The 24,222-nt window shown below is 70.7% G+C and carries 22 protein-coding genes; 16 read left to right on the forward strand and 6 right to left on the reverse strand.

Features of this window, described 5'->3' with window-relative positions:
• Positions 1–33: 33 nt before the first annotated feature.
• The 7 genes from QSK25_RS35115 (at position 34) to QSK25_RS35145 (ending at position 8,177) form a co-directional block, all read left to right on the forward strand.
• Entirely contained in the window at positions 34–1,107 is a 1,074-nt protein-coding gene (locus QSK25_RS35115) for a S8 family peptidase (protein ID WP_352236715.1), read from the forward strand.
• 118 nt (positions 1,108–1,225) lie between these two features.
• Positions 1,226–2,395, forward strand: coding sequence for a S8 family peptidase (locus QSK25_RS35120; protein ID WP_285644746.1), 1,170 nt, complete (start codon positions 1,226–1,228; stop codon positions 2,393–2,395).
• Positions 2,396–2,459: 64 nt separating this feature from the next.
• A complete protein-coding gene (locus tag QSK25_RS35125) occupies positions 2,460–3,485 on the forward strand; it encodes a hypothetical protein (RefSeq protein WP_285644747.1) in 1,026 nt (341 codons plus the stop codon).
• Positions 3,482–3,859 carry a hypothetical protein gene (locus QSK25_RS35130; RefSeq protein WP_285644749.1) on the forward strand — a complete coding sequence of 126 codons (378 nt, stop codon included), beginning with the start codon at positions 3,482–3,484 and terminating at the stop codon, positions 3,857–3,859. The genes QSK25_RS35125 and QSK25_RS35130 overlap by 4 nt, the downstream gene beginning before the upstream one ends.
• A 66-nt stretch (positions 3,860–3,925) precedes the next feature.
• Positions 3,926–5,725 carry an aspartate--tRNA ligase gene (gene aspS, locus QSK25_RS35135; protein ID WP_285644752.1) on the forward strand — a complete coding sequence of 600 codons (1,800 nt, stop codon included), beginning with the start codon at positions 3,926–3,928 and terminating at the stop codon, positions 5,723–5,725.
• Between the two features lie 608 nt (positions 5,726–6,333).
• Positions 6,334–7,347: a hypothetical protein gene (locus QSK25_RS35140; RefSeq protein ID WP_285644754.1), complete on the forward strand. Its 1,014-nt coding sequence runs from the start codon at positions 6,334–6,336 to the stop codon at positions 7,345–7,347.
• A 53-nt stretch (positions 7,348–7,400) separates the two neighbouring features.
• A complete protein-coding gene (locus QSK25_RS35145) occupies positions 7,401–8,177 on the forward strand; it encodes an SGNH/GDSL hydrolase family protein (protein WP_285644756.1) in 777 nt (258 codons plus the stop codon).
• A gap of 3 nt (positions 8,178–8,180) precedes the next feature.
• On the opposite strand, the gene QSK25_RS35150 is transcribed toward QSK25_RS35145, so the two are convergent.
• From QSK25_RS35150 to QSK25_RS35165, 4 genes are read right to left on the reverse strand one after another with little or no spacing between them, the layout of a single operon-like run.
• Positions 8,181–9,983: a glycosyltransferase family 39 protein gene (locus QSK25_RS35150; protein ID WP_285644757.1), complete on the reverse strand. Its 1,803-nt coding sequence runs from the start codon at positions 9,981–9,983 to the stop codon at positions 8,181–8,183.
• Positions 9,980–11,701 carry an ArnT family glycosyltransferase gene (locus tag QSK25_RS35155; protein ID WP_285644759.1) on the reverse strand — a complete coding sequence of 574 codons (1,722 nt, stop codon included), beginning with the start codon at positions 11,699–11,701 and terminating at the stop codon, positions 9,980–9,982. Before QSK25_RS35155 ends, QSK25_RS35150 begins: the two co-directional genes overlap by 4 nt.
• 18 nt (positions 11,702–11,719) lie before the next feature.
• Positions 11,720–13,114, reverse strand: a complete 1,395-nt coding sequence (locus tag QSK25_RS35160; protein ID WP_285644760.1) for a sensor histidine kinase — start codon at positions 13,112–13,114, stop codon at positions 11,720–11,722.
• Positions 13,092–13,817, reverse strand: coding sequence for a response regulator transcription factor (locus QSK25_RS35165; RefSeq protein ID WP_285644762.1), 726 nt, complete (start codon positions 13,815–13,817; stop codon positions 13,092–13,094). The genes QSK25_RS35160 and QSK25_RS35165 overlap by 23 nt, the downstream gene beginning before the upstream one ends.
• Positions 13,818–13,925: 108 nt before the next feature.
• On the opposite strand from QSK25_RS35165, the gene QSK25_RS35170 reads away from it, so the two are divergent.
• The 4 genes from QSK25_RS35170 to QSK25_RS35185 all read left to right on the forward strand — a co-directional run bounded on the left by QSK25_RS35170 (position 13,926) and on the right by QSK25_RS35185 (position 17,014).
• On the forward strand, positions 13,926–14,429 hold the full coding sequence (locus QSK25_RS35170; protein ID WP_285644764.1) for a hypothetical protein: 504 nt from the start codon (positions 13,926–13,928) through the stop codon (positions 14,427–14,429).
• Between the two features lie 86 nt (positions 14,430–14,515).
• Entirely contained in the window at positions 14,516–16,168 is a 1,653-nt protein-coding gene (locus tag QSK25_RS35175; RefSeq protein WP_285644766.1) for a bifunctional metallophosphatase/5'-nucleotidase, read from the forward strand.
• A 74-nt stretch (positions 16,169–16,242) separates the two neighbouring features.
• Positions 16,243–16,692 (forward strand): hypothetical protein, encoded by a 450-nt coding sequence (locus QSK25_RS35180; RefSeq protein WP_285644768.1) that lies wholly within the window; start codon positions 16,243–16,245, stop codon positions 16,690–16,692.
• 10 nt (positions 16,693–16,702) lie between these two features.
• Positions 16,703–17,014, forward strand: a complete 312-nt coding sequence (locus QSK25_RS35185) for a sunset domain-containing protein (protein ID WP_285644770.1) — start codon at positions 16,703–16,705, stop codon at positions 17,012–17,014.
• A 184-nt stretch (positions 17,015–17,198) separates the two neighbouring features.
• On the opposite strand, the gene QSK25_RS35190 is transcribed toward QSK25_RS35185, so the two are convergent.
• Positions 17,199–17,639 carry an HAD domain-containing protein gene (locus QSK25_RS35190; RefSeq protein WP_285644771.1) on the reverse strand — a complete coding sequence of 147 codons (441 nt, stop codon included), beginning with the start codon at positions 17,637–17,639 and terminating at the stop codon, positions 17,199–17,201.
• A gap of 22 nt (positions 17,640–17,661) precedes the next feature.
• On the opposite strand from QSK25_RS35190, the gene mug reads away from it, so the two are divergent.
• Entirely contained in the window at positions 17,662–18,156 is a 495-nt protein-coding gene (gene mug, locus QSK25_RS35195; protein WP_285644772.1) for a G/U mismatch-specific DNA glycosylase, read from the forward strand.
• A 192-nt stretch (positions 18,157–18,348) separates the two neighbouring features.
• Positions 18,349–21,183 carry an AfsR/SARP family transcriptional regulator gene (locus QSK25_RS35200; RefSeq protein ID WP_285644774.1) on the forward strand — a complete coding sequence of 945 codons (2,835 nt, stop codon included), beginning with the start codon at positions 18,349–18,351 and terminating at the stop codon, positions 21,181–21,183.
• Here the strand turns inward: QSK25_RS35200 and QSK25_RS35205 are convergent.
• Positions 21,173–21,721: an NlpC/P60 family protein gene (locus QSK25_RS35205; protein ID WP_285644776.1), complete on the reverse strand. Its 549-nt coding sequence runs from the start codon at positions 21,719–21,721 to the stop codon at positions 21,173–21,175. The genes QSK25_RS35200 and QSK25_RS35205 overlap by 11 nt on opposite strands.
• Before the next feature lie 139 nt (positions 21,722–21,860).
• On the opposite strand from QSK25_RS35205, the gene QSK25_RS35210 reads away from it, so the two are divergent.
• The 3 genes from QSK25_RS35210 (at position 21,861) to QSK25_RS35220 (ending at position 23,834) form a co-directional block, all read left to right on the forward strand.
• On the forward strand, positions 21,861–22,331 hold the full coding sequence (locus QSK25_RS35210; protein WP_285644779.1) for a hypothetical protein: 471 nt from the start codon (positions 21,861–21,863) through the stop codon (positions 22,329–22,331).
• Positions 22,332–22,370: 39 nt separating this feature from the next.
• On the forward strand, positions 22,371–23,129 hold the full coding sequence (locus tag QSK25_RS35215) for an LLM class flavin-dependent oxidoreductase (protein WP_285644781.1): 759 nt from the start codon (positions 22,371–22,373) through the stop codon (positions 23,127–23,129).
• Positions 23,130–23,204: 75 nt separating this feature from the next.
• Positions 23,205–23,834 (forward strand): SNIPE associated domain-containing protein, encoded by a 630-nt coding sequence (locus QSK25_RS35220; RefSeq protein WP_285644783.1) that lies wholly within the window; start codon positions 23,205–23,207, stop codon positions 23,832–23,834.
• Positions 23,835–24,222 lie beyond the last annotated feature (388 nt).

Here is a 24,222-nt window from a genome sequence, read left to right on the forward strand (position 1 = left end):
CCGTTTCCCCTGCAACCGGAAGGAAACCTGCCCGTGAGAGCCCTGCTGGCAGTCGCTGCCCTGACAGCCTCGGTCGTGGTCGCCCCGGCGTCCGCGGCCACGTCGTCGTACATCGTGGTGCTCAAGGATGGAGCCGTGTCGTCGTTCAGCGGCACGGTCGAGTACAGGTATTCGAGTGTTTTCAACGGGTTCAGCGCGCGGCTGTCCTCGTCCCAGCTGCGTGCGCTGAAGGCCGACCCCAACGTGTCCTCTGTGGAGCGTGACGGGGTCGTGCACGCGCTCGGCACCCAGCTCGACCCGCCGTGGGGGCTGGACCGGATCGACCAGCGCGCGTTGCCGTTGAACCAGCGCTACGAGTACACGACCACCGGTCGTGGCGTGAACATCTACGTGATCGACACCGGGTTGCGTGTGACGCACGCGGACTTCGGCGGCCGGGCGCGCGACGGCTGGGACACCGTCGACAACGACGCGATCGCACAGGACGACAACGGGCACGGCACGCACGTCGCGGGCATCGCCGCCGGCACCAAGCACGGCGTCGCCAAGCAGGCGACGGTGTGGGGCGTGCGCGTGCTGAACGGGTCCGGGTCCGGCACGATCGCCGGGGTCATCGCGGGCGTGGACTGGGTGACGCGCAACGCCGTCAAGCCCGCGGTCGCCAACATGTCGTTGGGCGGCAGCGCTTCCGCGGCGCTCGACACCGCCGTGAAGAAGTCGATCGACTCCGGGGTCTCGTACACGCTCGCGGCGGGCGGCAGCAACACCGACCCGGTCAACTCGTCGCCGCAACGGGTTTCGCAGGCGATCTGCGTGGGAGCGTTGACGCAGAACGACACCAAGGCACCTTCGTCCAACTACGGACCGCTGGTGGACCTCTACGCGCCGGGCGTCGGCATCCCGTCCGCCTGGAACACTTCGGACACCGCGACCGCCACGCTGAGCGGAACCTCAATGGCGGCACCGCATGCGGCCGGTGTCGCGGCCCGGTACCTGGAGCGCAACCGCGCGGCCACGCCCGCGCAGGTCGAGCGCGCGCTGGTTACCACGGCCACTGCGGGCACGCCACCCGTCAACCGTATCCTCTACTGGCCGCCATCCCTGTGAAAGGTGAATTGTCCGGCAATGCAAGCCCGTCTTAATCCCTAAGACACCCTTGGCAGGAACCGGATCTCTCCATAACGTCGAAAGCGCTTCGTTCCCCTGCAAAGAACGGATTGCAATCATGACGCGAAAGATCCGGTTCCTGGCCGGTGCCGGCGCGGCGACCCTCGCCATGTCGGTTCTGATGGTTCCCAGCGCCTACGCCGCCGAGGGCGAGGTGCTGTCCCTCAACCACCCCGAGAAGATCGCCGGCTCCTTCATCGTGAAGCTGAAGGAGGGCAAGACGAACGGGCACGCCCTCGCTTCCCGTTTCGGCGGCTCGGTCGAGCGCGAGTACAAGACCTTCGGCGGCTTCAACGTGAAGCTCACCGAGAAGCAGGCCAAGCGCCTGGCCGCCGACCCGTCGGTGGACTTCGTCGAGGCCGACCAGGTCGTGCACACGCAGGCCACGCAGACGAACCCGCCGTCGTGGGGTCTCGACCGCATCGACCAGCGCAACCTGCCGCTCAACAGCTCCTACAGCTACACCTCGACCGGCTCGGGCGTGACCGCGTACGTCATCGACACCGGTGTCCGCATCAGCCACTCCACGTTCGGCGGCCGCGCCGTGAACGGCCGTGACTTCGTGGACAACGACAACGTCGCGCAGGACGGCAACGGCCACGGCACGCACGTCGCCGGCACCATCGCGGGCTCGCAGTACGGCGTCGCGAAGGCCGCTCGGGTCGTCGCCGTCCGCGTGCTCGACAACAACGGCTCCGGCACCCTCGCGGGCGTCGCGGCCGGCATCGACTGGGTGGGTGCCAACGCGGCCAAGCCGGCCGTCGCGAACCTGTCCCTCGGCGGCGGCGCCAACGCCACCCTCGACACGGCCGTGCGCAACGCCATCGCCAAGGGCGTCACGTTCGCCGTGGCGGCGGGCAACTCCAACGCCAACGCGTCCGGCTTCTCGCCGGCCCGCGTGACGGAGGCGATCACGGTCGGCTCCACCGACCGCAACGACGCCCGCTCGTCGTTCTCGAACTACGGCTCGGTGCTCGACATCTTCGCCCCCGGCCGCGACATCACCTCGTCCTGGAGCACCTCCGACACCGCCACGAGCACCATCTCGGGCACGTCGATGGCCACCCCGCACGTCGCGGGTGCCGCCGCTCGCTACCTCTCGACGAACCCCGGCGCGACGCCCGCCCAGGTCGCCTCGTACCTGATCGGCCAGTCCACGCCGTCGAAGGTGACGAACCCGGGTTCGGGTTCGCCGAACCGCCTGCTGTACCTCGCGCCCACCGCGTGAGCTGAGCTGCCGCACCGAGAAGGCCGCGACCCCCGGTCGCGGCCTTTTTCCTATGCTGACGTCCATGGTGGAGGGTCTCAAGAAGATCGACTGGTACCGGTTGCGCAGTCATGACGGGTACGCCGACGACCTTCCTCGGTTGCTGAAGCAGGCCAGGACGTCCGTCGAGCCGCACGAGGAACTGGTGCGGCAGCTGACCGGTGAGCCGGGGGAGGTCAGCGAGGCGACGGCGGCGGCGTGGCCGTTCCTGCTGGACCTCGTCGCGCACGACAACACCCCCAGCCGCGAGTGGCTGCTGGAGAACCTGTGCGGCGCGATCGCGGTGGCCGGGGGCAGCGGTTCCGCGGGGGTGCACCCGAGCTGGCCGCCCGCGTTCGAGGCGTCGAAACCGGCGTTGCTCGCGCTGCTCGGCCACGGCTCGGCGGCGGTGCGGCGCGGCGTGTTGTTCGTGCTGGGCAAGGGGCTCGGCGACAGCGCGCCCGTGCTGCCCGCCCTGTCCGCGCGCTGGGAGGAGGAGTTCGACCCGGCCACGCGGCTGTGCCTGGTGATCGTCGTCACGGAGTACGCCGGCCGGGGCGACGAGGCGGCGGTGACGTGGCTGCGGGACCTGCCCGACGTCGAGCAGCCGGCGCGGATGCTCGTGTCGGCCGCGACCGGGCCCGACGCCGACGTGATCCTGCGCGGCCTGACCGGAGACCTGGAGCTGTTCCTCGCCACCGGGTCGTTCGAGATGGGCTACGAAGAGGTGCTGGAGCACGTGCTCTGGCTGGTGGGCCCCAAGGACTTCGACGGCATCGACCTCGTGCTGGCACTGGTGGACGTGCTGCCGTGGCGGACCGAAGCGCTCGACCACCTGCGCCGCCTCTTCGAACGCGACACCACCGACGTGGGCCAGGTCGTGCCGTTCGTGCCGGTGTGGATCGCCGACCCGGACGTGCGGCTGAGGGCGTTCGCGGTGTGGCTGGTGGGCGTGGCGATGGCGCGCGAGCACCGGGATCTCGTGGCCGAGCGGGTGCACGACCAGGGCGTGACGTCGCTGGGGCAACGCGTGTCGACGCTCGCCACGTCGGTGCTGCTGGAGCTGGGATGAGCCTCGAAGGGCTGGACGACGTGCCGTGGCACTCGATCGACCACGCCTACGGGCCCGCGCTGGACACGCCGGGGCACCTGAGGGCGTTGCTGTCGGACGATCCCGAGGTGGTCGAGCAGGCCATCCGGGACCTGGACGAGACCGTGCACGAGGAGGGCGGATTCGTGTGCCCGGCCGCCACCGCGATGCTGCCGTTCGTGGTGGAGGTGCTGCCGCGGCTGCGGGAGGACCACCGGGCCGCACTGGCGGACCTGCTCCGGCGGATCGCGGAGTGGGGCGACGCCGAGCAGGTCGATCCCGGCTGGGCGGCGGCGTGGGCCAGGGCGGAGCCGTGCTGGAAAAGATCATCTGAGCAGGGAGAAAGCCCTGCCTGAAAATCTGTCGGTGGCTCCGGCTAGCCTTGACGGCAAGGTTTACTTCGTCTACAAGGAGCCACCACCGTGTTGCGCACGCACGAGGCCGGATCACTCCGGGCCGAGCACGCCGGGCAGTCCGTCACCCTCACCGGGTGGGTCGCTCGCCGGCGGGATCACGGCGGTGTCATCTTCATCGACCTGAGGGACGCGAGCGGCGTCGCGCAGGTCGTCTTCCGCGAGGGCGAGATGGCGGAGCGCGCGCACCGGCTGCGCAGCGAGTACGTCGTCAAGGTCACCGGCGAGGTGAGCGCGCGGCCCGAGGGCAGCGAGAACCCCGAGCTGCCGACGGGCGCCATCGAGGTCTACGTGAGCGAGCTCGAGGTCCTCAACGAGGCCGCGCCGCTGCCGTTCCAGGTCGAGAGCGAGGTCGAGCCGGGCGAGGAGGCGCGGCTCAAGCACCGCTACCTCGACCTGCGCCGCGCCGCGCCGGCCAAGGCCATCCGGCTGCGGTCCGAGGTCAGCCGCATCGCCCGCGAGGTGCTGCACTCCGAGAAGTTCGTCGAGATCGAGACGCCGACCCTGACCCGGTCGACGCCCGAGGGCGCGCGTGACTTCCTGGTGCCCGCGCGGCTGCGTCCGGGTTCCTGGTACGCGCTGCCGCAGTCGCCGCAGCTGTTCAAGCAGCTGCTGATGGTCGGTGGCCTGGAGCGCTACTACCAGATCGCGCGCTGCTACCGCGACGAGGACTTCCGCGCCGACCGCCAGCCGGAGTTCACCCAGCTCGACATCGAGATGAGCTTCGTCGAGCAGGACGACGTGATCGGCCTGACCGAGAAGCTGCTGGCCGCGATCTGGAAGGAGACCAAGGGCGTCGAGCTGCCGCTGCCGTTCCGCCGGATCTCCTACGCCGACGCGATGGCCAAGTACGGCTCGGACAAGCCGGACCTGCGCTTCGAGCTGGAGCTCACCGAGCTCACCGAGTACTTCAAGGACACGACGTTCCGCGTGTTCCAGGCGCCGTACGTCGGTGCCGTGGTCATGCCGGGCGGTGCCTCGCAGCCGCGCCGCACGCTCGACGCGTGGCAGGAGTTCGCGAAGCAGCGCGGCCACAAGGGCCTCGCGTACGTGCTGGTCGGTGAGGACGGCACGCTGGGCGGCCCGGTCGCGAAGAACCTGACCGACGCCGAGCGCGACGGTCTCGCGAAGGCCACCGGCGCCAACCCCGGCGACTGCATCTTCTTCGGCGCGGGCGACCCGCGGGACGCGCGCGCCCTGCTCGGTGCCGCGCGCGTCGAGATCGCGCACCGCGTCGGCCTGGTCGACGAGAACGCGTGGGCGTTCGCGTGGGTCGTCGACTTCCCGATGTTCGAGTCGGTCGACAAGCTCGAGGCCGGTGACGTCGCGGTCGGCGGCAGCAACTGGACGGCGCTGCACCACGCGTTCACCTCGCCGACCCCGGAGTGGATCGACAGCTTCGAGGAGAACCCGGGCGAGGCGCTGGCCTACGCCTACGACGTGATCCTCAACGGCAACGAGCTCGGCGGTGGCTCCATCCGTATCCACCGCGCCGACGTGCAGCAGCGCGCGTTCAACGTCATGGGCATCGGCGCCGAGGAGGCGCAGGAGAAGTTCGGCTTCCTGCTCGACGCGTTCAAGTACGGCGCCCCGCCCCACGGCGGCATCGCGCTCGGCTGGGACCGCCTCTGCATGCTGCTCGCGGGCGCGGACTCGATCCGCGAGGTCATCGCGTTCCCGAAGTCGGGTGGCGGCTACGACCCGCTGACGGCGGCGCCGGCGCCCATCACGGCGCTCCAGCGCAAGGAGGCCGGAGTGGACGCGAAGCCCCAGGAGAAGGCCGCCGACAAGGCAGCCGAGAAGGCCTGACGATCTTTGGTGGCGTGGCCCGGAACGTTGCCGGGTGGATTCGCGGTCAGACGGGTGGATCGTGGTGCCGCCCCCGCGTCCTCGTACTGGTGGTACGGGGACGTGGGGGCGGTGCCGCGAGGCGCCCTGCTGAGCGTGAATGCGCCCGTCCACGTTCCGGGTCACGTCATCTACGCGGGGAGGCAACCCTCGGGGCGCCTCCCCGCGTCTCAGAACATGAGACCGGTTCGCCCGATCGAGCAGCTACTTGATCGGTATTGACGTGTGCGCGTCGATCGAGCGCCTTGATCGGTGCGTAGTGGGCAACGGAAGGTGTTTTCACACGTCCACACGTCGTAGGGGGATTCGGGAACAGCGCGAGCCGTTACCAACGAGTGGTGGTGGTCGCGGCCTGGCCCGATTAGCGTCGGTCCGGCTCACGGACATGGGGAGTAGGGTCGGAGGGGATGAGCGTGGAGATCACCGCGGGCCCTCCCGACACGACTTCACCAGAGATCTTGGACGCTGTCGGGGCGGCTGAGCGGGTACTGACCAGGCGACTGGGCGCACAGGTGCGCCTCGCGGACCCCGAGGCTCTCGGGGGTACCGGTCGTTCCGTCGTGATTCGGGTGAGAGTGGCCTCGTCGCCGTTCTCCATGCCGCGCACGCTCGTCGTGAAGCGGTATCCGGAGGCGAGCGGCGACCGCGATCCGTGGGCGCACGAGGCCGTCAGCCACCAGCTGCTGACGGCGTTGCCGGCCGAGGAACGCGCCACCCCCGAACTCTTCGCGCACGACGCGGGCACCCGCCTGGTCGTGCTGGAGGACCTCGGGCGAGCGCCCCGGTTGTCGGAGAAGCTGCACGCCAAGGACGCGCGGGCCGCCGAACGAGGGCTGCTGTCGTGGGCGCACGCGATGGGCCGGCTGCACGCCACGACGGCGGGCAGGGACGCGGACTTCGACGCGTTGATGCGCCGGGCCGGTGCGCAGTGCTGCCAGGACCCGATCGCCGTCGACGTGCACGCGGCCATCGCGGGGTTGCCGGGGCTGCTGGAGACCACGCTCGGGGTCGCCACGTCGACGCAGGCCGTCGAGTTCGCGGCCGGTGCGGCGCGGGCGTTCAGCACGTCGCGGCGGCGCGCGTTCAGCCCGTCGACGTCGTGCCCGGACAACCACCTCGTCACCTCGCGCGGGGTGCGGTTCGTCGACTTCGAGGGCGGGTGCGTCCGCGACATCGTGTTCGACGCCGCCGCCCTGCGGGTGCCGTTCCCGTCCTGCTGGTGCGGGTGGGGGCTGCCGCCCGGCATGTCCGAGGCCATGGTCGCCGCCTGGCGGGCCGAGGTCGGGTCGGTGTGGCCCGAGATGGACGACGACGCGATCCTCTTACCCCGGCTGCTGGAGGCCCAGCTGCTGTGGGTGTGGCTCGCGACGTGGCGCGCCTTGTCGAAGCCCATGCCGGAACCGGACGCCGGTGCCCCGCCGCGCAGTGTGGTGCTCGCCGGCCGCTGGCTGAGGTTGCGGTCGGACGCGCTGATCCTCGGTGAGAAGACGGTCGCGTCGCACGCCGACGCGGTGATCGGGGCGCTGGCCGACCGGTACGGCCCCGAGGTGCTCGAACTCCCGCTTTACCCAGCATTTCGCTGAACCGTTCCCGCACGGTCATTCCCGGATCACCGGGCCAGCCGAAGCTGTTTCGCGTGCTGGTGTTACTCGGTGACTCGACAGCGGTCGGGATCGGCGACCTCGTGCCCGGCGGCTGGCGCGGCTTCGGCCCGATCCTCTCGTCCGCTTGCACGGACAACGGCTACCGCAACTACGCCGTCTCCGGTGCCCGGCTGGCCGACGTCAGGCGCACCCAGCTGCCGCAGGCGTTGCGGGACGAGCCCACCGCCGCCGTCGTCATCGCCGGCGTCAACGACACGCTCCGGTCCGACTTCTCGGTGCGGCGGATGCACGAGGACCTCGACCACGTCTGCCGCGAGCTGACCGCCGCCGGGGTCTCGGTGGTCACCGTGCGGTTCCACGACCAGGGCCGCGTGTTCAAGTTGCCCGGCCGGCTGCGGCGGGTGCTCAAGGACCGCATCGACGAGTACAACCGCGTGGTCGACGTCGTCGTGGCACGACACGGGGTCCGGTGCGTCGACCTGCACACGATGCCCGGCGCGTACGAGCTGGAGACGTGGGCGGTCGACCGGCTGCACCCGTCCGAACGCGGGCACCGGATGCTCGCGCGGGCGTTCGCGGCGGAACTGCGGGCGGCCGGGCACGAGTTCGGCGAGGTCAGCCTGGAGTGCTCGGGCGGGCGCGAACTGACGGTGTGGCACCACCTCGCGTGGCTGGTGCTCAAGGGCGTGCCGTGGCTGTTCAAGCGCGGCGCCGACCTGGTGCCGTTGCTGTGGGCGGATCAGGAACCCGCCGAGGTGTTCGTGCCGGTGTCGGCGGAGGTCCTCCCCGCCGACACCGGCCGCCTCTGACGGTCAGCCCGTCAGGTCGTAGAGCGTCTGGCCGCCGACCGTGGTGGCGGTGAAGTTCGCGGCGACCCACTCGCCGATCTCGTTGCCGCCACCGGGACCTCCACCCCGTCCACCTTCGACGTAGTAGCGCACCTTGCCGTCGGCGACGAGCTGTTGGAACTCCTCCAACGTCGGGGCGGGGTCGCTGCCGTTCCAGCCGCCGATCGCGATCACCGGACGGCCGGACGCCAGCTGGAGTCCCGCCGCGCTCTGGGCTCCGGTGGTGGCCGCGGCCCACTCGGTGTCCGTGGTCTTGAGCAGCTGCACGACCTCCGCGGACGAGGTGCCCCCACGCATGCCGCCGCCCTGCTGGGAACGCGGGCCGGACAACGGGATCGAGCCGCTGTGCGTCGTCGCGGCGGTGGCGACCGCGTACCCGGACGTGCCGAGCAACGCGGCCACGACGAGCACTCCGGCCACCCAGCGGCGGTCGAGACCGAACACCAGGGCCAGCACGGCGAGCGCGGTGACGGCCAGCAGCAGCCAGCGCAGCCACGGCGCCCAGTCCGGGGTGCGGTCGAGCAGGATGTAGCCCCACACGCCGGTCACCGCGACCATCGCCGTCAACGCCGTGCGCGCCGGGAAGTGCGCCCTGCCCCGCCAGAGCTCGCGACCGGAGATGGCGACCAGAGCGGCGATCGCGGGAGCCAGCGCCACCGTGTAGTAGGGGTGGGTGATGCCGCTCATGAAGCTGAACACCGCGCCGCTCACCAGCAGCCAGCCGCCCCACAGCACCAGCGCCGCACGGGTGCGGTCGGTGCGTGGTGCCCGGCGCAGGAACCACAGTCCGGCGACCAGGCCGATCAGCGCGGCGGGCAGCAGCCAGGAGATCTCCGGGCCCATGCTGGCGCCGAACAACCGGCCGATGCCCGTCTCACCGCCGAAGCCGATGTTGCCGTTGCCGCCCATCCCGCCGCCCCCTCCGCCACCGGAGTTGCCGAAGATGCGGCCGAGGCCGTTGTAGCCGATGGCCAGTTCCCACAACGAGTTGTCGGTCGAGCCGCCGATGTACGGACGGCTGCCGGCGGGCCAGAGGTCGACCAGCGCGATGAACCAGCCCGCCGAGACGACCACCGCGAGACCGGCGCCGAGCAGGTGCAGCAGGCGCTTCCACGGCGAGGTGGGCGCGGCGACCAGGTACGCCAGCGCGAGGGCGGGCAGCACCAGGAACGCCTGCAACATCTTGGTGAGGAACGCGAAGCCGATCGCGGTGCCGGCCAGCGCCAGCCACAGCGGGCTCGCCTTCTCCAGCGCGCGGACCGTGCAGTAGGCGGCCGCGACCATCAGCAACACCAGCAGGGCGTCCGGCAGGTTGAAGCGGAACATCAACGCCGCCACCGGAGTCAGCGCGAAGGCGGCGCCCGCGAACAGGGCCGCGAGCGGGCCGGAGGTGCGTTTCACCGTCGCGTGGAGGAGCGCGACGGCCGCAACACCCTCGAACGCCTGGGGGGCTAGCACGGTCCAGCTGGAGAAGCCGAACACCTTCGCGAACAGACCGCTCACCCACAGGAACGCGGGCGGCTTGTCGACGGTGATCGTGTTGCCGGGGTCGAGCGAGCCGAACAGCAGCGCCTTCCAGCTCTGCGACGCCGCCTGCGTCGCCGCCGCGTAGAACTCGTTGCCGTAGCCGGAGGCGGTCAGGTTCCACAGGTACAGCACGGCCGTTCCGGCCAGCAACGCGAAGAAGGCCAGGCGGTGCACCGGTTTCGGGTCGCGCTCCGGGGCGGGCGGCGCCGCGGCGGGCGCGGGGGTGAGGGTGGCGGTCATGACGCGTCCAGGTCGTAGAGGGTGGCACCGGCGACGGTGGTCGCGGTGTGGTTCTGGGCGACCCACTCGGCGATCTCGTGGGCGGCGTCGCTGCCGGTCTCGCCCTGCATCATCCGTCCGGCGCTGACGTAGAAGTGGATCTGTCCACTTCGGACCATCTCCTGGAACTCGGCGAGGGTGGGGGCGGGATCGGTGCCGTTGAAGCCGCCGAGCGCCATGACCGGCTGCCCGGAGGCGAGCTGGAGGCCCGCGGCGTTGTTGGAGCCGATGGTGGCGGCGACCCATTTGTACTTGCTTGCGTTGTCCCGCAGGAGGTTCGTCACCTCGGCGTCCGGGGTGGTGGCGTCGAGCAGGCCGCCGCCCCTGCCGCCCATCCGGCCGTTCGACGGGCCTGCGACGGGCAACGCCCCGGTGTGCGGCGTGGTGACGGTGGCGAACGAGTAGGTGGTCGGGCCGAGCAGGGCGGCGATCAGGGCCACGGGGATGGCCCAGCGCAACGACAGCACCAGGCCTACGGCGGCGATCAGGCCCGTCATCAGCACGAGCAGCGCGACGGGCGTGGAGAAGCCGTTGACCAGGACGTAGCACTGCAGCGCGGAGAGAGCGACCGAACCGGAGAGCACTGCCGCCGCAACGGGTTCCGCACGTCGTTCCCAGAGTTCGGTGGCGGCGATACCGATGATCGCGGCGATCGCGGGGGCCAGTGCGACGGTGTAGTAGGAGTGGATGATGCCGTTCATGAAGCTGAAGACGCCGGCGGTGACCACGAGCCAGCCACCCCACAGCGCGAGTGCCGTGCGGGCGCGGCCCCGAGTCAGCCACAGCCCGGCGACCAGCAGCACCACGGCGGCGGGCAGCAGCCACGCGATCTGAGTGCCCATCTCGGCGCCCAGCAGCCGGCTCCAGCCGGCCGTTCCCCAGCCCCGGCCACCGCCGACGCTGCCGACCTCGTCGCCGGTGAGGCGGCCGAACCCGTTGTAGCCCAGCGTCAGTTCGAGCACGCTGTTCGTCTGCGAGCCGCCGATGTACGGACGATCGGGCGTGAGCTCGACGGCCACGATCCACCAGCCGCCCGCCACGACCATCGCACCGAACGCGCCCGCGAGGTGCAGGAGCTTCCTGCCGACGGTCGTGGGGGCGGCGATCAGGTACGCCAGCGCGAACGCGGGCAGCACCAGGAACGCCTGCAGCATCTTGGTGAGGAACCCGAACCCGATCGCGACGCCGGCGAGCGCGAGCCACAGCGGACTGGCCTTCTCGGCCGCGCGGGTCACGCAGCAGGCGCCCGCGATCATCAGCAGCACCAGCAGCGCGTCGGGGTTGTTGAAGCGGAACATCAGCACGGCGACCGGGGTCAACGCGAGCACCGCGCCGGCGATCAGCGCGGCGGCGGGGGAGAACCAGCGGCGCACGGTCGAGTACAGCAGCCAGACGCTGCCGACGCCCATCAGCGCCTGCGGCACCAGGATGCTCCACGCGGTGACGCCGAACAGCCGGGCGGACAGGCCCATCACCCACAGCGAGGCGGGCGTCTTGTCGACGGTGATCGCGTTCGAGGCGTCGGAGGAACCGAAGAACCACGCCTTCCAGCTCGTCGCACCGGCCTGCGCGGCGGCCGAGTAGTAGGCGTTGGCCCAGTCCGAGTCCCCCAGCCGCCACAGGTACAGCGCGCCGGTCGCGATCAGCAGGGCCGCCAGCGCCAGGCGTTCTCGTCTCATGGCGACGAGCCTCGCGGCCTACGCTGGGTCGGTCGTGTGCCCCTGCTGTGAGCGACCTGTGTGCAGCGAAACCGTGAAGGTGGTGTGGCCGGGACGGCTCGCCACGGACACTTCACCCTCGTGCGCGCCGACCACGGCCGCCACGATCGACAGGCCGAGGCCCGTGCTGCCGGCCGCACGCGACCGCGAGGAGTCGCCGCGCGCGAAGCGTTCGAAGACCTCCAGGCCCTGCGGGACGCCGGGGCCGTCGTCGGTGACGGTCAGGTCCACCTGTCCGTTGTGGACGGACAGGCCGGTGGTCACGGTGGTGCCGGGCGGGGTGTGCGTGCGGGCGTTGGACAGCAGGTTGCCGATGACCTGGTGCAGCCGCTGCACGTCACCGGTGATCGTCACCGGGTCGCCGGGCAGGGCGAGCTTCCAGCGGTGGTCCGGGCCCGCGATCCGGGCGTCACCGACGACGTCGAGCACCAGCCGGGAGAGGTCGACGTCCTCGCTCTCCAACGGCCTGCCGGCGTCGAGGCGGGCGAGCAGCAGCAGGTCCTCGACGAGCGAGGTCATCCGCACCGCCTCGGACTCGACGCGGCCCATCGCGTGCGTGATCTCGGGCGGCACGTCGGCGTCGGTGCGCCGGGTCAGCTCGGCGTACCCGCGGATGGCGGCCAGCGGCGTGCGGAGTTCGTGCGAGGCGTCCGCGACGAACTGGCGGACGCGCGTTTCGCTGTCGTGCCGGGCTTTCAGGGCCTGGTCGACGTGGCCGAGCATCCGGTTGAGCGCCAGGCCGACCTTGCCGACCTCCGTCGCGGGATCGGTGTCCTCCTCCGGTACGCGTTCGGCGAGCGCGACCTCGCCCTCGTGCAACGGCAGTTCGGAGACGCGGGTGGCCGTCTCGGCGACGCGGTCCAGCGGCACGAGCGCGCGCCGCACGATCACCCGGCCCGCCAGCGCCACCGCCGCGACGCCCGCGACGAGCAACCCGGCGAGGATCCACACCATCTGCCAGACGATGTCGGTGACGTTCGACATCGGCAGGCCCTTGATGCCCATCCGGTCGGTGACCACGCGGAACTCGCCGGCGTCGCCCAGGTCGACGGTGTTGATGGTCGACGGCGCGGCCTCGAGCACCCTGATCTCGTCGGCGGTGAGCAGGCGCGGCGCGTCCCAGCCGGGCCGTTCGACGGTGCCCGCGACGCTGCCGTCCGGGAAGATCCGCGCGTTGATGCCGGGCGGACCGTACTGCTGGCCGGGCGGTCCCGGCCGCATCATGGTGACCTCGCGGTCGAGGTTGTTGAGCAGGAACGCGTGCAGCGCGAGCACCGACACCCCGCCGATCACCAGGCACAGCGCGGTGAGCAGGACTATCTGGCCCGAGACGAGCTGCGCCCGCAGGGTTCTAGGTCGCAGGCTTGAGGACATACCCGGCGCCTCGCATCGTGTGGATCATCGGGGTGCGCCCGGCGTCGATCTTCTTGCGCAGGTACGAGATGTAGAGCTCGACGATGTTCGCCTGGCCGCCGAAGTCGTAGCTCCACACCCGGTCCAGGATCTGGGCCTTGCTCAGCACCCGCTTCGGGTTGCGCATGAGGTAGCGCAGCAGTTCGAACTCCGTGGCGGTCAGGTCGATCGACGTGCCGGCGCGTTCGACCTCGCGGGTCTCCTCGTTCAGCGACAGGTCGCCGACGACCAGCCGGGTGCCCGCGTCCGCGTCGGTCACGCCGGTGCGCCGCAGCAGTGCGCGCAGCCGCAGCACGACCTCCTCCAGGCTGAACGGCTTGGTGACGTAGTCGTCGCCCCCGGCGGTCAGCCCGGCGATGCGGTCCTCGACGGCGTCCTTCGCCGTCAGGAACAGCACGGGCAGGATCGGGGCCTCCGCGCGCATCTTGCGCAGCACCTCGAAGCCGTCGAAGTCGGGCAGCATCACGTCGAGCACGACGACGTCCGGGCGGAACTCCCGTGCGGTCTTCACGGCCGTGGTGCCGTCGAGCGCCGTGCGCACGTCCCACTTCTCCATGCGCAGCGCCATCGACATCAGCTCGGCCAGGGTGGACTCGTCGTCGACGACGAGCACCCGGACCGGCGTTCCGTCCGGCCTGCGGAGTTCGGTCTTCATCGCGCGCATGGCTCCCATCGTGAACGCGGATCCTGTGTACCAGCTGTGAGCGATCCCCACAGCTCAGGCCTACGGCGCACACAGGTCCGGCACAGGCGCGGCCGCGACGGTTGCCCCATGACCGAACAACAGCCCCCGGAGTGGGGAGCACCGCAGCCCGTCGAGCAGGCTCGCCCCGCGTGGACCGCGAAGAAGACGGTGGCGGCCGTGGCCATCGCCGTCGCGATCGCCGGTGCCGGAGGCGTCGCGATCTACGCGGCCAGCGGCACGAACCAGCAGGGTGACGCGATGGGCGCGGGAGGACCCGGCGGCATGGGCGGCGCGCCGCCGGACGGGATGGGCGGCGGCCTGCGCGGGGGCCTCGGCTTCGGCGACACGACGCACGGCGAGTTCCAGACCGGCGAGGTGACCGCGATCAGCGACTCCTCCGTCGAGGTGAAGTCGACGGACGGCTACTCCAAGACGTACGTGATCGACGCCGACACCGTGGCCGAAGGTGTCGAGAAGGGGGACACCGTGACGGTGATCGCCACCACAGAAGACGGCAGGTCCGTCGCCACGAGCGTCGTCGAACCCGGTCAACGCGGTCAGCGGACCGGGCAGGCCCCTCCCACGAGGTGATTTGGGGTCAAGTGTGAGCGGTTATGGTCGGGTGATCAGCCCGACCACGACCGGAGGTGAGCGTGCGGACGTTCACCCTGACGGTGATGGGTTCGACAGACCTGCACGGCAACCTGTTCAACTGGGACTACTACCTCAACCGCGAGTTCGACGACCACGCGCACAACGACGTCGGGCTCGCGAAGATCTCGACCCTGGTGAACGACGTGCGGTCGGCGGTCGGGCGGCATCGGACGTTGCTGCTCGACGCCGGTGACACCATCCAGGGCACCCCGCTCGCGTACTACTACGCGAAGGTCGAACCCATCGCGCGTGGCGGGCACGTGCACCCGATGGCGGCGGCGATGAACGCCATCGGCTACAGCGCCGCGGCCCTGGGGAACCACGAGTTCAACTACGGGCTGAAGGTGCTGCGGACGTTCGAACGGCAGCTGGACTTCCCGTTGCTGGCGGCGAACGCGGTGGACGTCGCGACGGGACTGCCCGCGTTCCCGCCGTACGTGGTGAAGACGGTGTGGCGCACCGGCGGGGCGCCGTTGAAGATCGGGATCCTCGGGCTCACCAACCCCGGGATCGCGGTGTGGGACCGCGCCCACGTCGACGGCGTGCTGACGTTCCCGGGGCTCGTGGAGCAGGCGCTGCACTGGGTTCCGGAGATCCGCCGCAAGTCCGACCTGGTGATCGTGGTGGCGCACTCGGGGGCCGACCTGTCGTCGTCGCTCGGCGACCAGGTGCCGTTCCCGGAGAACTGCGCCGAACTGGTGGCCGAGACGGTGCCGGGGATCGACGCGATCCTGGTCGGGCACGCGCACGTGGAGATCCCGTCGCGGACCGTGGTGAACAAGGTGACCGGACGGCCGGTGCTGCTGACCGAGCCGTTGTTCTGGGGCAAGCGCTTGTCCGTCATGGAGTTCGACCTGCGCCACGACGGGCGCTGGGAGCTCACCGAGTCGCGGGCCTCGGTGCTGTCGTCGGCTTCCGTGGACGAGGACCCGCGGATCGTGCGGTTGCTGCGGCGCGACCACGAGAAGGTCGTGTCGTACGTCAACGCGCGGGTGGGCACGTGCACGGCCGCGATGTCGGCGGCGCGCTCGCGGTTCGAGGACACGCCCGCGTTGCGGTTCATCAACCACGTGCAGGCGCTGGAACTGGCGAAGTCCACGTCGTTGCCGGTGCTGTCGCTGTGCGCGCCCTTCAACCGGGCGGCGGCGATCCCGGCGGGGGACGTGTCCGTCCGGGACGTGGCCGGGCTCTACATCTTCGACAACACGCTGGTGGGCGTGCGGATGACGGGCGGGCAGCTGCGCGACTTCCTGGAGGAGTCGGCGCGGTACTTCGCGCAGGTCTCCGGCCCGGGACCGTTCACCGCCGCGCAGGTCTCCCACGACGTGCCGGACTACAACTTCGACATCGCGTACGGGCTGTCGGCGCCGCTGACGTACGACATCGACATCGCCGCCCCGGCCGGCGCGCGGATCCGCGCGCTGTCCTACGACGGGCGGCCGATCGACGACTCGGCCGAGTTCGCCGTGGCCGTGAACAACTACCGGCAGGCGGGCGGCGGCGACTTCCCGCACGTCGCGGCGGCGCCCGTGCTGCACAACCGGCAGCAGGAGATCCGGCAGCTGCTGATCGACTGGGTGAAGGCGGCGGGCTCGCTCGACCCCGCCGCGTTCGCGGGCTCGGACTGGCGGCTGGTGTCCGGTGGCGAACCCGTGGTGGTTTCCACCAAAGAGTGAATTCCGGCCCGGCGTCCTGCTGGTTCCCGCCGGGGCGGTGGAAGTCGACCAAGCATTTGAGATAGGCCAAGCGCGTGCAGTTGCCGCAACGCGTTGCCGTCGGCGCACTCGTCGTGCCTGCCCTGCTCGCTTCGGTGGGCCTCGCCGCGCACCCCGCTCCGGCCGTGGCACCCGGTCAGCTGGTGATCGCGGTGCGGCCGGCCGAGGTCGTGCTGGCGGGCACCGCCGCGTCCGCCGGGGAACGCCAGCAGGTCGTGGACGCCGTGCGCGCCCTGTCGGACCGCAGGGTCACCGACGTGATGACGCTCGGGGACCGCGCACCCGTCAGCGCCGCCGTGGCCGCCGCGCTGCTGCGGGCCGTGCTCGACCGGGGCGTCACCGAGTTCACCGGTGTCGTCCACGAAGGACACCTGACCGCGTCGGCACGCGTGGCGGACCCGCAGCGCGCGGGGTCGCTGAGCGACGCGCTGCGCTCGGCCGCCCCCGGACTGCGCGTCGACGAGGACTTCACCACTACGGGCTAGGAGCTGTTCGGTGTTCGGGTTCTTCTTCCAGATGTTCCTGCTGTGCGCGGGCGCGTTCCTGGCCGGCGTCCTGCTGACGTGGCTGACGATGCGCTCGCGCGACGCGGCGGCGGCCGAGGCCCGGCCGCTGTCGATCATGGAGGAGCCCGCGGCCGCCGTGCCCGCCATCAAGGCGAACTCGCGCACGATGATGTTCCACACGCCCGACTCGCCGTACTACAAGCGCATGAAGGGCGACGCGTTCTTCCACTCGCCGGAGGACGCCCGCCGCGCCGGGTACACGATGTGGACGCCCCGCCCGCGCGTTCCCGCTGACGCCTAGCGCGTCGCTGGGCAACTGCCCGGAAGCCCTGTCCGCCCCACCCGAACCCGCTTCACGTTTCCCTGCCGCACGCGGGACCCTCGCGTGCGCCCAGCGCGAACGAAAGCTCCCCGCGTGCACCCCGGCAACGTGAAACGCGCTCGTGAAGCGAGCGCGGCCACGGACAGGACTCCTGGCCAAGTGCTCAGCGCGTGCGCAGCCAGGCGTCGAGGGTCAGGTAGTCGGCGTCGGTCAGGCCGTGCCGCGGGTTCACCGCGTGCAGCAGGGCGTTGCCGTGGTGCTCGGCGACCCAGCGGCGATCGGTCTCGCTGATCTCGTCGTCCACCCAGGCGAACGGCCGGGTGCCGGCGATCGCTGTCAGGCCGCGGGTCTTCCAGTGCAGGCAGTTCTCCGGTTCCTCGTCGTCCGCCCAGTTCGCGACCTGGAGGGGTGGCAGGCCCAGCAGGGGCGCGATGTGGGTGTTGGCGTCGTCCATCCAGGTCGTGGCCCAGATCAGCTCGCACGGCAGGGCGGCGAGCCACGGGCCGTGCGCGGGGTCGAGGCGGGGGAGACCGGGATCGCCGGGGACGCCGTCGCCGAACGGCAGCAGCGGGCCGTCGACGTCGAGGAAGAGGATGGGGCGCACGGCACCACCGTAAACTCGTCAGGTGATTGCCGATGTGATCAAGCCCGGACTCGACGTGTTGTTCTGCGGGATCAACCCGGGGCTCGTGTCCGAGGCGACCGGGCACCACTTCGCTCGGCCCGGAAACCGGTTCTGGCCCGCGCTGCATTCGTCCGGGTTCACCCCGTACCAGTTCGCACCGGCTGAGCAGGAGAAACTGCTCGATCTCGGGCTCGGCATCACGAACGTCGTCGCCCGCCCGAGCGCCCAGGCCGCCGAATTGACAATTGACGAAATGAAGCAAGGTGCGGTGGAGCTGACCGAAAAGGTCGAGCGGTATTCACCGAAGGTTCTCGCGGTGCTCGGCGTGACGGTGTACCGGGCCGCGTTCGGCCGGAAGAAAGCACAGGTCGGGGCGCAGCAGGACACGGTGGGCGGGGTGCGGGTGTGGATCCTGCCGAATCCGAGCGGGCTGAACGCCCACTGGCAGTTGCCGGCGCTCGCGGAGGAGTTCAGGCGTCTCAAAAGCAGCCTCTAGAAAGGGAACGAAAGTTCACATTCATGCCCACTGAAAGTGGGCTGGACGGAGCGGGGTCTGGTCTGGTTGCATCCAGATCTGCGTCCGTTCGAGTGCATTCACCTGGAAGTGGAACCCCGGAATGCCGGGCTGCGTCAAAATTTGGCAATGCCGTGCAGGACTTGGTGAATCTTCAACACTGGTGGGGGCGCAGTGGAGATCAGGATTCTCGGGCCGGTGGAACCGACGGTGCCGCCGAAGCCCGCGCAGATCTTAGCCGTCCTGGCGGTCGAGTGCGGCAAGATCGTGCCCGTCGAGCGCCTGATCGACCTCATCTGGGGTGAGGAACCGCCGCCGCAGGCGCGCAAGTCGCTGCAGGTGCACATCTCCAGCCTGCGCCGCACCGGGCTGCCGGTCGAGCACCGGGCCGCGGGCTACGTGCTGAACACCGACCCCGAGTCCGTCGACCTGCACGCGTTCCGCCGGCTCGTGGCGCGAGCCCACGACGAAGTCGACCTCAAACTCAAGGCCGAGGCCCTGGACAGCGCGTTGCAGCTGTGGCGCGGCACGCCGGTGGTGTTCGCGCAGACCCTCGACGTGCAACGGCTCGCCGCCGCCGAGGCGTGGGTCGACGCGGAACTGGCGCTGGGCCGCCACGCCGAGCTGGTCGACCGGCTCGGGGCGTTCGTCGCGGAGTACCCGCTGGCCGAACGGCTGCGCGGGCAGCTGATGACGGCGCTGGCGCGGGCGGGCAGGCGGGCGGACGCCATGCGGGTGTTCCGCGAGACGCGCAAGGTGCTCGTCGACGAGCTCGGCGTCGAGCCCGGTGAGCAGTTGCAGCAGCTCTACCGGGACGTGCTGGAGGGCTCGCGGGACAGCCGCCGCAACTACCTGCCGCGCGACGCGGGCGACTTCACCGGCCGCGACCGGGAGCTGTCCCGGCTGCTCGACGGCGACGGCGGCGTCTGGTGGATCGAGGGACCGGCCGGTGTCGGCAAGTCGGCGCTGGCCGTGCACGCGGCGCACCGGCTGGCGGACCGCTACCCGGACGGGCAGCTGTTCGTGGACCTGCACTCGCCGTCCGGCGCGCTCGACGCCCTGCTGCGGGCGATGGACGTGCCGAGCGAACGGATCCCGGAGTCGGCCGAGGAACGCGCGGCGCTGTGGCGGGCCACGGTCAGCGGGCGGCGGGTCGTGATCGTGCTGGACGGCGTCACGAGCGTCTCGCAGGTCAGGCCGCTGCTGCCGGGCAGTCCGGGCTGCCTGACGCTGATCACCAGCCGCAGCAGGCTGTGCGGGCTCGAGGGCGTGCGCCGGATCCCGCTCGACGTGCTGGGCAACGACGAGGCCGTGACGTTGCTGCGGCGCATCCTCGGCGACGACCGGGTGGCCGCGGAACCGGACCAGGCCGACGAGGTCGCGCGGCTCTGCGGCTACCTGCCGCTCGCGGTGCGCATCACCGGCGCGCGGCTCGCGGGACGCGCGCACTGGCCGGTGTCGAAGCTCGTCAGGCGGCTGTCGGACGAACGGTCGCGGCTCGACGAGCTGGTGGCCGACGACCTGGCGGTGCGGTCGAGCCTGGAGCTGACCTACCGGGCGCTCGACGCGAACGCCCGCCGCGCGTACCGGATCTTCGGGTTCCTCGGGCTGCCCGAGGTGCCGAGCTTCCTGTGGGTGCACCTGCTGGACGAGGACGTGCTCGACCAGCTCGTGGACGCACGGCTGCTCGACGTGATCGGCAGCGCGCGGTACCGGATGCACGAGCTGGTGCGGCTGCACGCCCGCGAGCTCGCCGAGGCCGAGGACCCGTTGCCCGACCGGGAGGACGTGGTGCGCCGGGCCGTCGTCGCGGCGCTGTCCACTGTGGACGGGCTGACCGAGCAGCTGTTCCTCGCCGTGCCGCGGATGCAGGACTCGCTGGGCGTGCTCGCCCCGGTGGCGCGGCCCGCCGACAAGGACGCGTGGTTCGCCCACGAGGAACCGCTGCTCGTGCGGCTGGTGGAACGGGCGGCCGAGCTCGGCCTGGTGGAGATCGGCGCGCAGCTCGCCGAGGTGCTGGTGTTCGCCTGGTTCGGGCTCAGGAACCGGTACGAGGCCTGGGAAAGGACGCACACGGCCGCGCTGGAGGCGGCGTGGCGGACCGGGGACGTGCGGCTGGAGGCGGTGCTGCGGTGCAGCCTCGGGCAGATGCACTACAAGCGGGACAACCTGGTCGAGGCGCGGTCCTGGTTCGACACCGCGCAGACGTTGTTCGTGGGCCTGGGAGACCAGCGCGGTGAGGCCGTCGCGATGAACGGCATCGGCATGGTGTGCCGGGACCTCGGCCAGTACCCGTGCGCGCTGGAGGCGCTGGACCGCGCCCGTGAGCTGCTGGCGTCCCACGACCTGGAGGGCGAGGCGCACGCGCTGTACGGAATCGGCTCCATCAAAAGGGAACTGGCCGACGACGCGGGTGCGTTCGAGACGTTGCGGCAGGCCGCGGAGGTGTACCGGCGGGCGAGCAGCCGCCGGGGCGAGGCGTTGGCGGCGCGCGGGATAGGGCTGGTGCACCGGGCGCGCGGCGAACTGGCCCTCGCCGAGGAGCACATCCGGCGCGCGCACGAGATGGTCGCGGGCATCGGGGACGAACTGCTCGGTTGCTACACCGCGCAGGCGTTGGCGAAGGTGTTGCTGCGCCGGGGTTTCCTCGACCAGGCCGAGGAGTTGATCGGGCAGGCGCTGGACGGCTGCCGCGACGTCGGGGACCGGTTCGGCGAGGCCCTGGTCCGCCGCACGCTGGGGGAGTGGCGGCTCGCGGCGGGCGACCACGCCGGCGCACGGGCCGTGCTGGCCGATCTGCTGCCGGTGTGGAACGACCTGAGCCTGCCGTTGTGGCGTGCTCGGACTTTGCGCGACCTGGGAGCGGTCCACGCCCGTCTGGGGGACGTCGAGGGCGCGGACCGCTCCTGGGACGAGGCCGCCGGCCTGTTCACGCGGCTGGGCACCAGAGAGATGGGAGAGGTGCACCAGTGGCCGGCTCGGTGGGGCCTCGCGTCGGTCAGCCCGTGATCTTCTTGTACTTCCACGGGGCGTAGCCGCCGCTCTTGAGCGACGAGATCGTCACGGTCTCGTGGTCCATGTCCGTGGCGGTGCTGCCCTCCTCGTAGATCCACGCGGAGGTCTTGGCCGAGTTGGCCCACTTCTCGAACAGCTTCACGTGGCCGTTGCGCAGGATCATGTCGCCCGGCTTGAGGTTCGCCCACGAGATCTTCGTGGCCACGCTGTCCAAAGTGGACGTGTTGAGGCTGGACGTGAGCTTCCACGTCATGGACACGAAGCCCGAGCAGTCGGTGCGGTACTTCTTGCCCTTGTTGACGTCCCAGGCGTAAGCCGACTGGCTGTACGGGACCTTGCGGTCCCACCAGTCCTTGGCGCGCTTGATGACCTCGGTGCGGCTGATGGAGCCGCCGTACCCGGCCGCGGCCTCCACCTGAGAGGCGGTCGCCTGCTCGGAGGGACCCTCCGGCGCGGCCTGGGCGATGCCGCTCATGCCGCCCAGCAGCCCCAGCGAGAGGGCGGTCGCCGCTACGGCGTGGCGAATGCGCATGGTGTTGCTCCGATCGTTGGTGATGACCGGAACTGTCCACGGTGGCGCCAAAGATCGGCCAAAGACCGCTTTAGGCCTTCCTTTACCGCTCCTTCCTAGCTTCCGCGGCACCTTGCTTCGGGCTTGAAGGAGAGAGCACATGTTCGTTCGCACGATCGCAGCCGTGATCGCGATGTTCGCCGCTCTGATCATGGGCGCGTCCGTCGCGTCGGCGGCCCCTGCCAAGTACACCCACGCCCAGGCGACCGCGCAGCTGCGCGCGGCCGGCATCTCCTGGACGTCCAGCGGCGGCTGCAGCGACCGCAACCGCCCGAACTGCACGTCGTTCGAGCAGATCAACCAGACGACGATCGCGGGCGCGAAGACGTTCAAGAGCGCCTCGGGCTGCGCGCTGACCATCACCGGCGGCACGGAGACCGGCCACGCGTCGGGCACCTACTCGCACTGGAACGGCTACAAGGTCGACTACCGGCTGAGCAGCTGCGTCACCAACTACATCAAGGGCAGCTTCACCTCCATCGGTGGCAACAAGTGGCGTTCCAACGCCGGCAACGTCTACTACCTGGAGTCGAACCACTGGGACGTCACGTACCACAACTGCGGGTGCTGACGTCGTAGCTCTGTCGGGGGCCGGTAGTAGGTTGGTGGGGTGACCACACTCGGCGTTGTCTACCGGCCCCAGCTCCCTCCCGAGAACCTGCGTTCCGTCGTCCTCGCCGCGGAGGAGTCCGGAGTGGATTCCCTGTGGCTGTGGGAGGACTGCTTCCTGGAGAGCGGCATCGCCTGCGCGTCCGCCGCCCTGGCCTGGACCTCTCGTCTGAAGGTCGGCGTCGGGCTGCTGCCGGTGCCGTTGCGCAACGTGGCGCTGACCGCGATGGAGACCGCGACTCTGGAACGCCTGTTCCCCGGCCGCGTGACGCTGGCCGTCGGGCACGGCGTGCAGGACTGGATGGGTCAGGTCGGCGCGCGGGTGGCGTCACCGCTGACGTTGCTGCGCGAGTACACCGTCGCCCTGAAGGCGCTGCTGGCCGGCGAACGCGTGACGGTGTCCGGCCGGTACGTGAACCTGACCGATGTCGCCCTGGACTGGCCGCCCGCCGCGCCGATGCCGATCTACGTGGGCGGACTGGGCATGAAGACCCTCGACCTCGCCGGTGAGGTGGGCGACGGCACGGTCCTCGACGCCTCCGCCGACCTCGTGCGGGTCAAGGCGATCAGCTCGACCCGCACGCACCCCGTAGTCGTCTACGTGGAGACGGACTCGCGCGACCGTGCGTTCGTCACGGACCTGGTGGCTTCCGTGGCCGACGCGGGCGCGACCAGCGTGATCTTGCAGCAGTCCGCCACGAGCGAGGACCCCGAAGGGTTCGTCCGTTTCGTGGGATCACTCGATGGTGTGAGTGCATAGCGCTGGAGATAACGGCGGATTCCCCCTTGCGATGGAACGGTCATGGGCCTTTCGTCGCTGATCGGGGAGGTAAGCATGCTCGGGCGCAAAGACCGCCGGATCGCTGAGCTGGAGCAGGCCGTGGAGGGTCTGCAGGAACTCCTCTCCCGGATCGGCGAAGCCCGAACGGCGCAGACCAGCGCGTTGGAAGAGGTGGACAGAGCCGGTGCCGAACTAGTAGCGCTGCGGCACCGGATCACCAACGCGAGAGCCGAACTCCAGCCGCTGAAGGAAGAACTCACCTTCCAGCGAGCCGGCGTGTTCCGCACCGACGCCGCGGCGGACCACCAGGCGCAGCTGGACCTGGTCCACGACGAGATGAAGACCCTGATCAAGACCGGCGCGGCGATCGAAGGTGGCGGGCAGGTCACCTACAACGGATCGGACGCGACCGGCCGCAGGCTCGTCGAGGACTGGTCGGCGCTGATGCTCCGCTCGTACAACTGCGAGGCGGAGAACTGCCTGCGCATGCTGCGCGCGGGCGGCCTGGACGCGGCGAGGAGGCGGCTCGACCGGTCGGCGTCGGCGATCGAACGCCTCAGCGGAACCTTCGGGCTCCGCGTCTCGCCGCGCTACCAGGCCCTGCGCACCTACGAACTCGAACTGACCGCCGACCACCTGCAGCGCAGGCTGGAAGCACGCCGCACCCGCCGCATCGCGTCCTGACGCCCCGCCTGGGGGAGGAAGCCCGGAGGACGGCAGGGCACGGCACGCTGGACGAGCGCTGGCGGCAGGCGCGGCGGCGGAGCGCTGGGCAGTCGAGAGTTGTGCTGCCGAGCGATGTGCGGCCGAGCGTTGGTGGCCAAGAGCTAGGTGACCAAACGAAACCCAGCCACGCACCCGAAGGGATCGGGCTTGACGTCGGGTGCGAGGTGCTACCACTTGTGGCTCGGCCGGGCGCTTTTCAGCCCGGCTTTTCCGGTCCGGCCAGCGCCTCGCAAGGGCCCCGAAGATGCTCCTATGGATTGTCAAGCTGTGCTGGGTATGGCGGCGAGGTCTGCGATGAGGCGGGGATAGATCTCGCGGGCGAGGTAGCGTTTGAGGCAGCGGATGA

The organism is Lentzea sp. NBRC 102530 (genome assembly GCF_030269365.1).
In the GTDB taxonomy this organism is placed as follows: Bacteria; Actinomycetota; Actinomycetes; order Mycobacteriales; family Pseudonocardiaceae; genus Lentzea.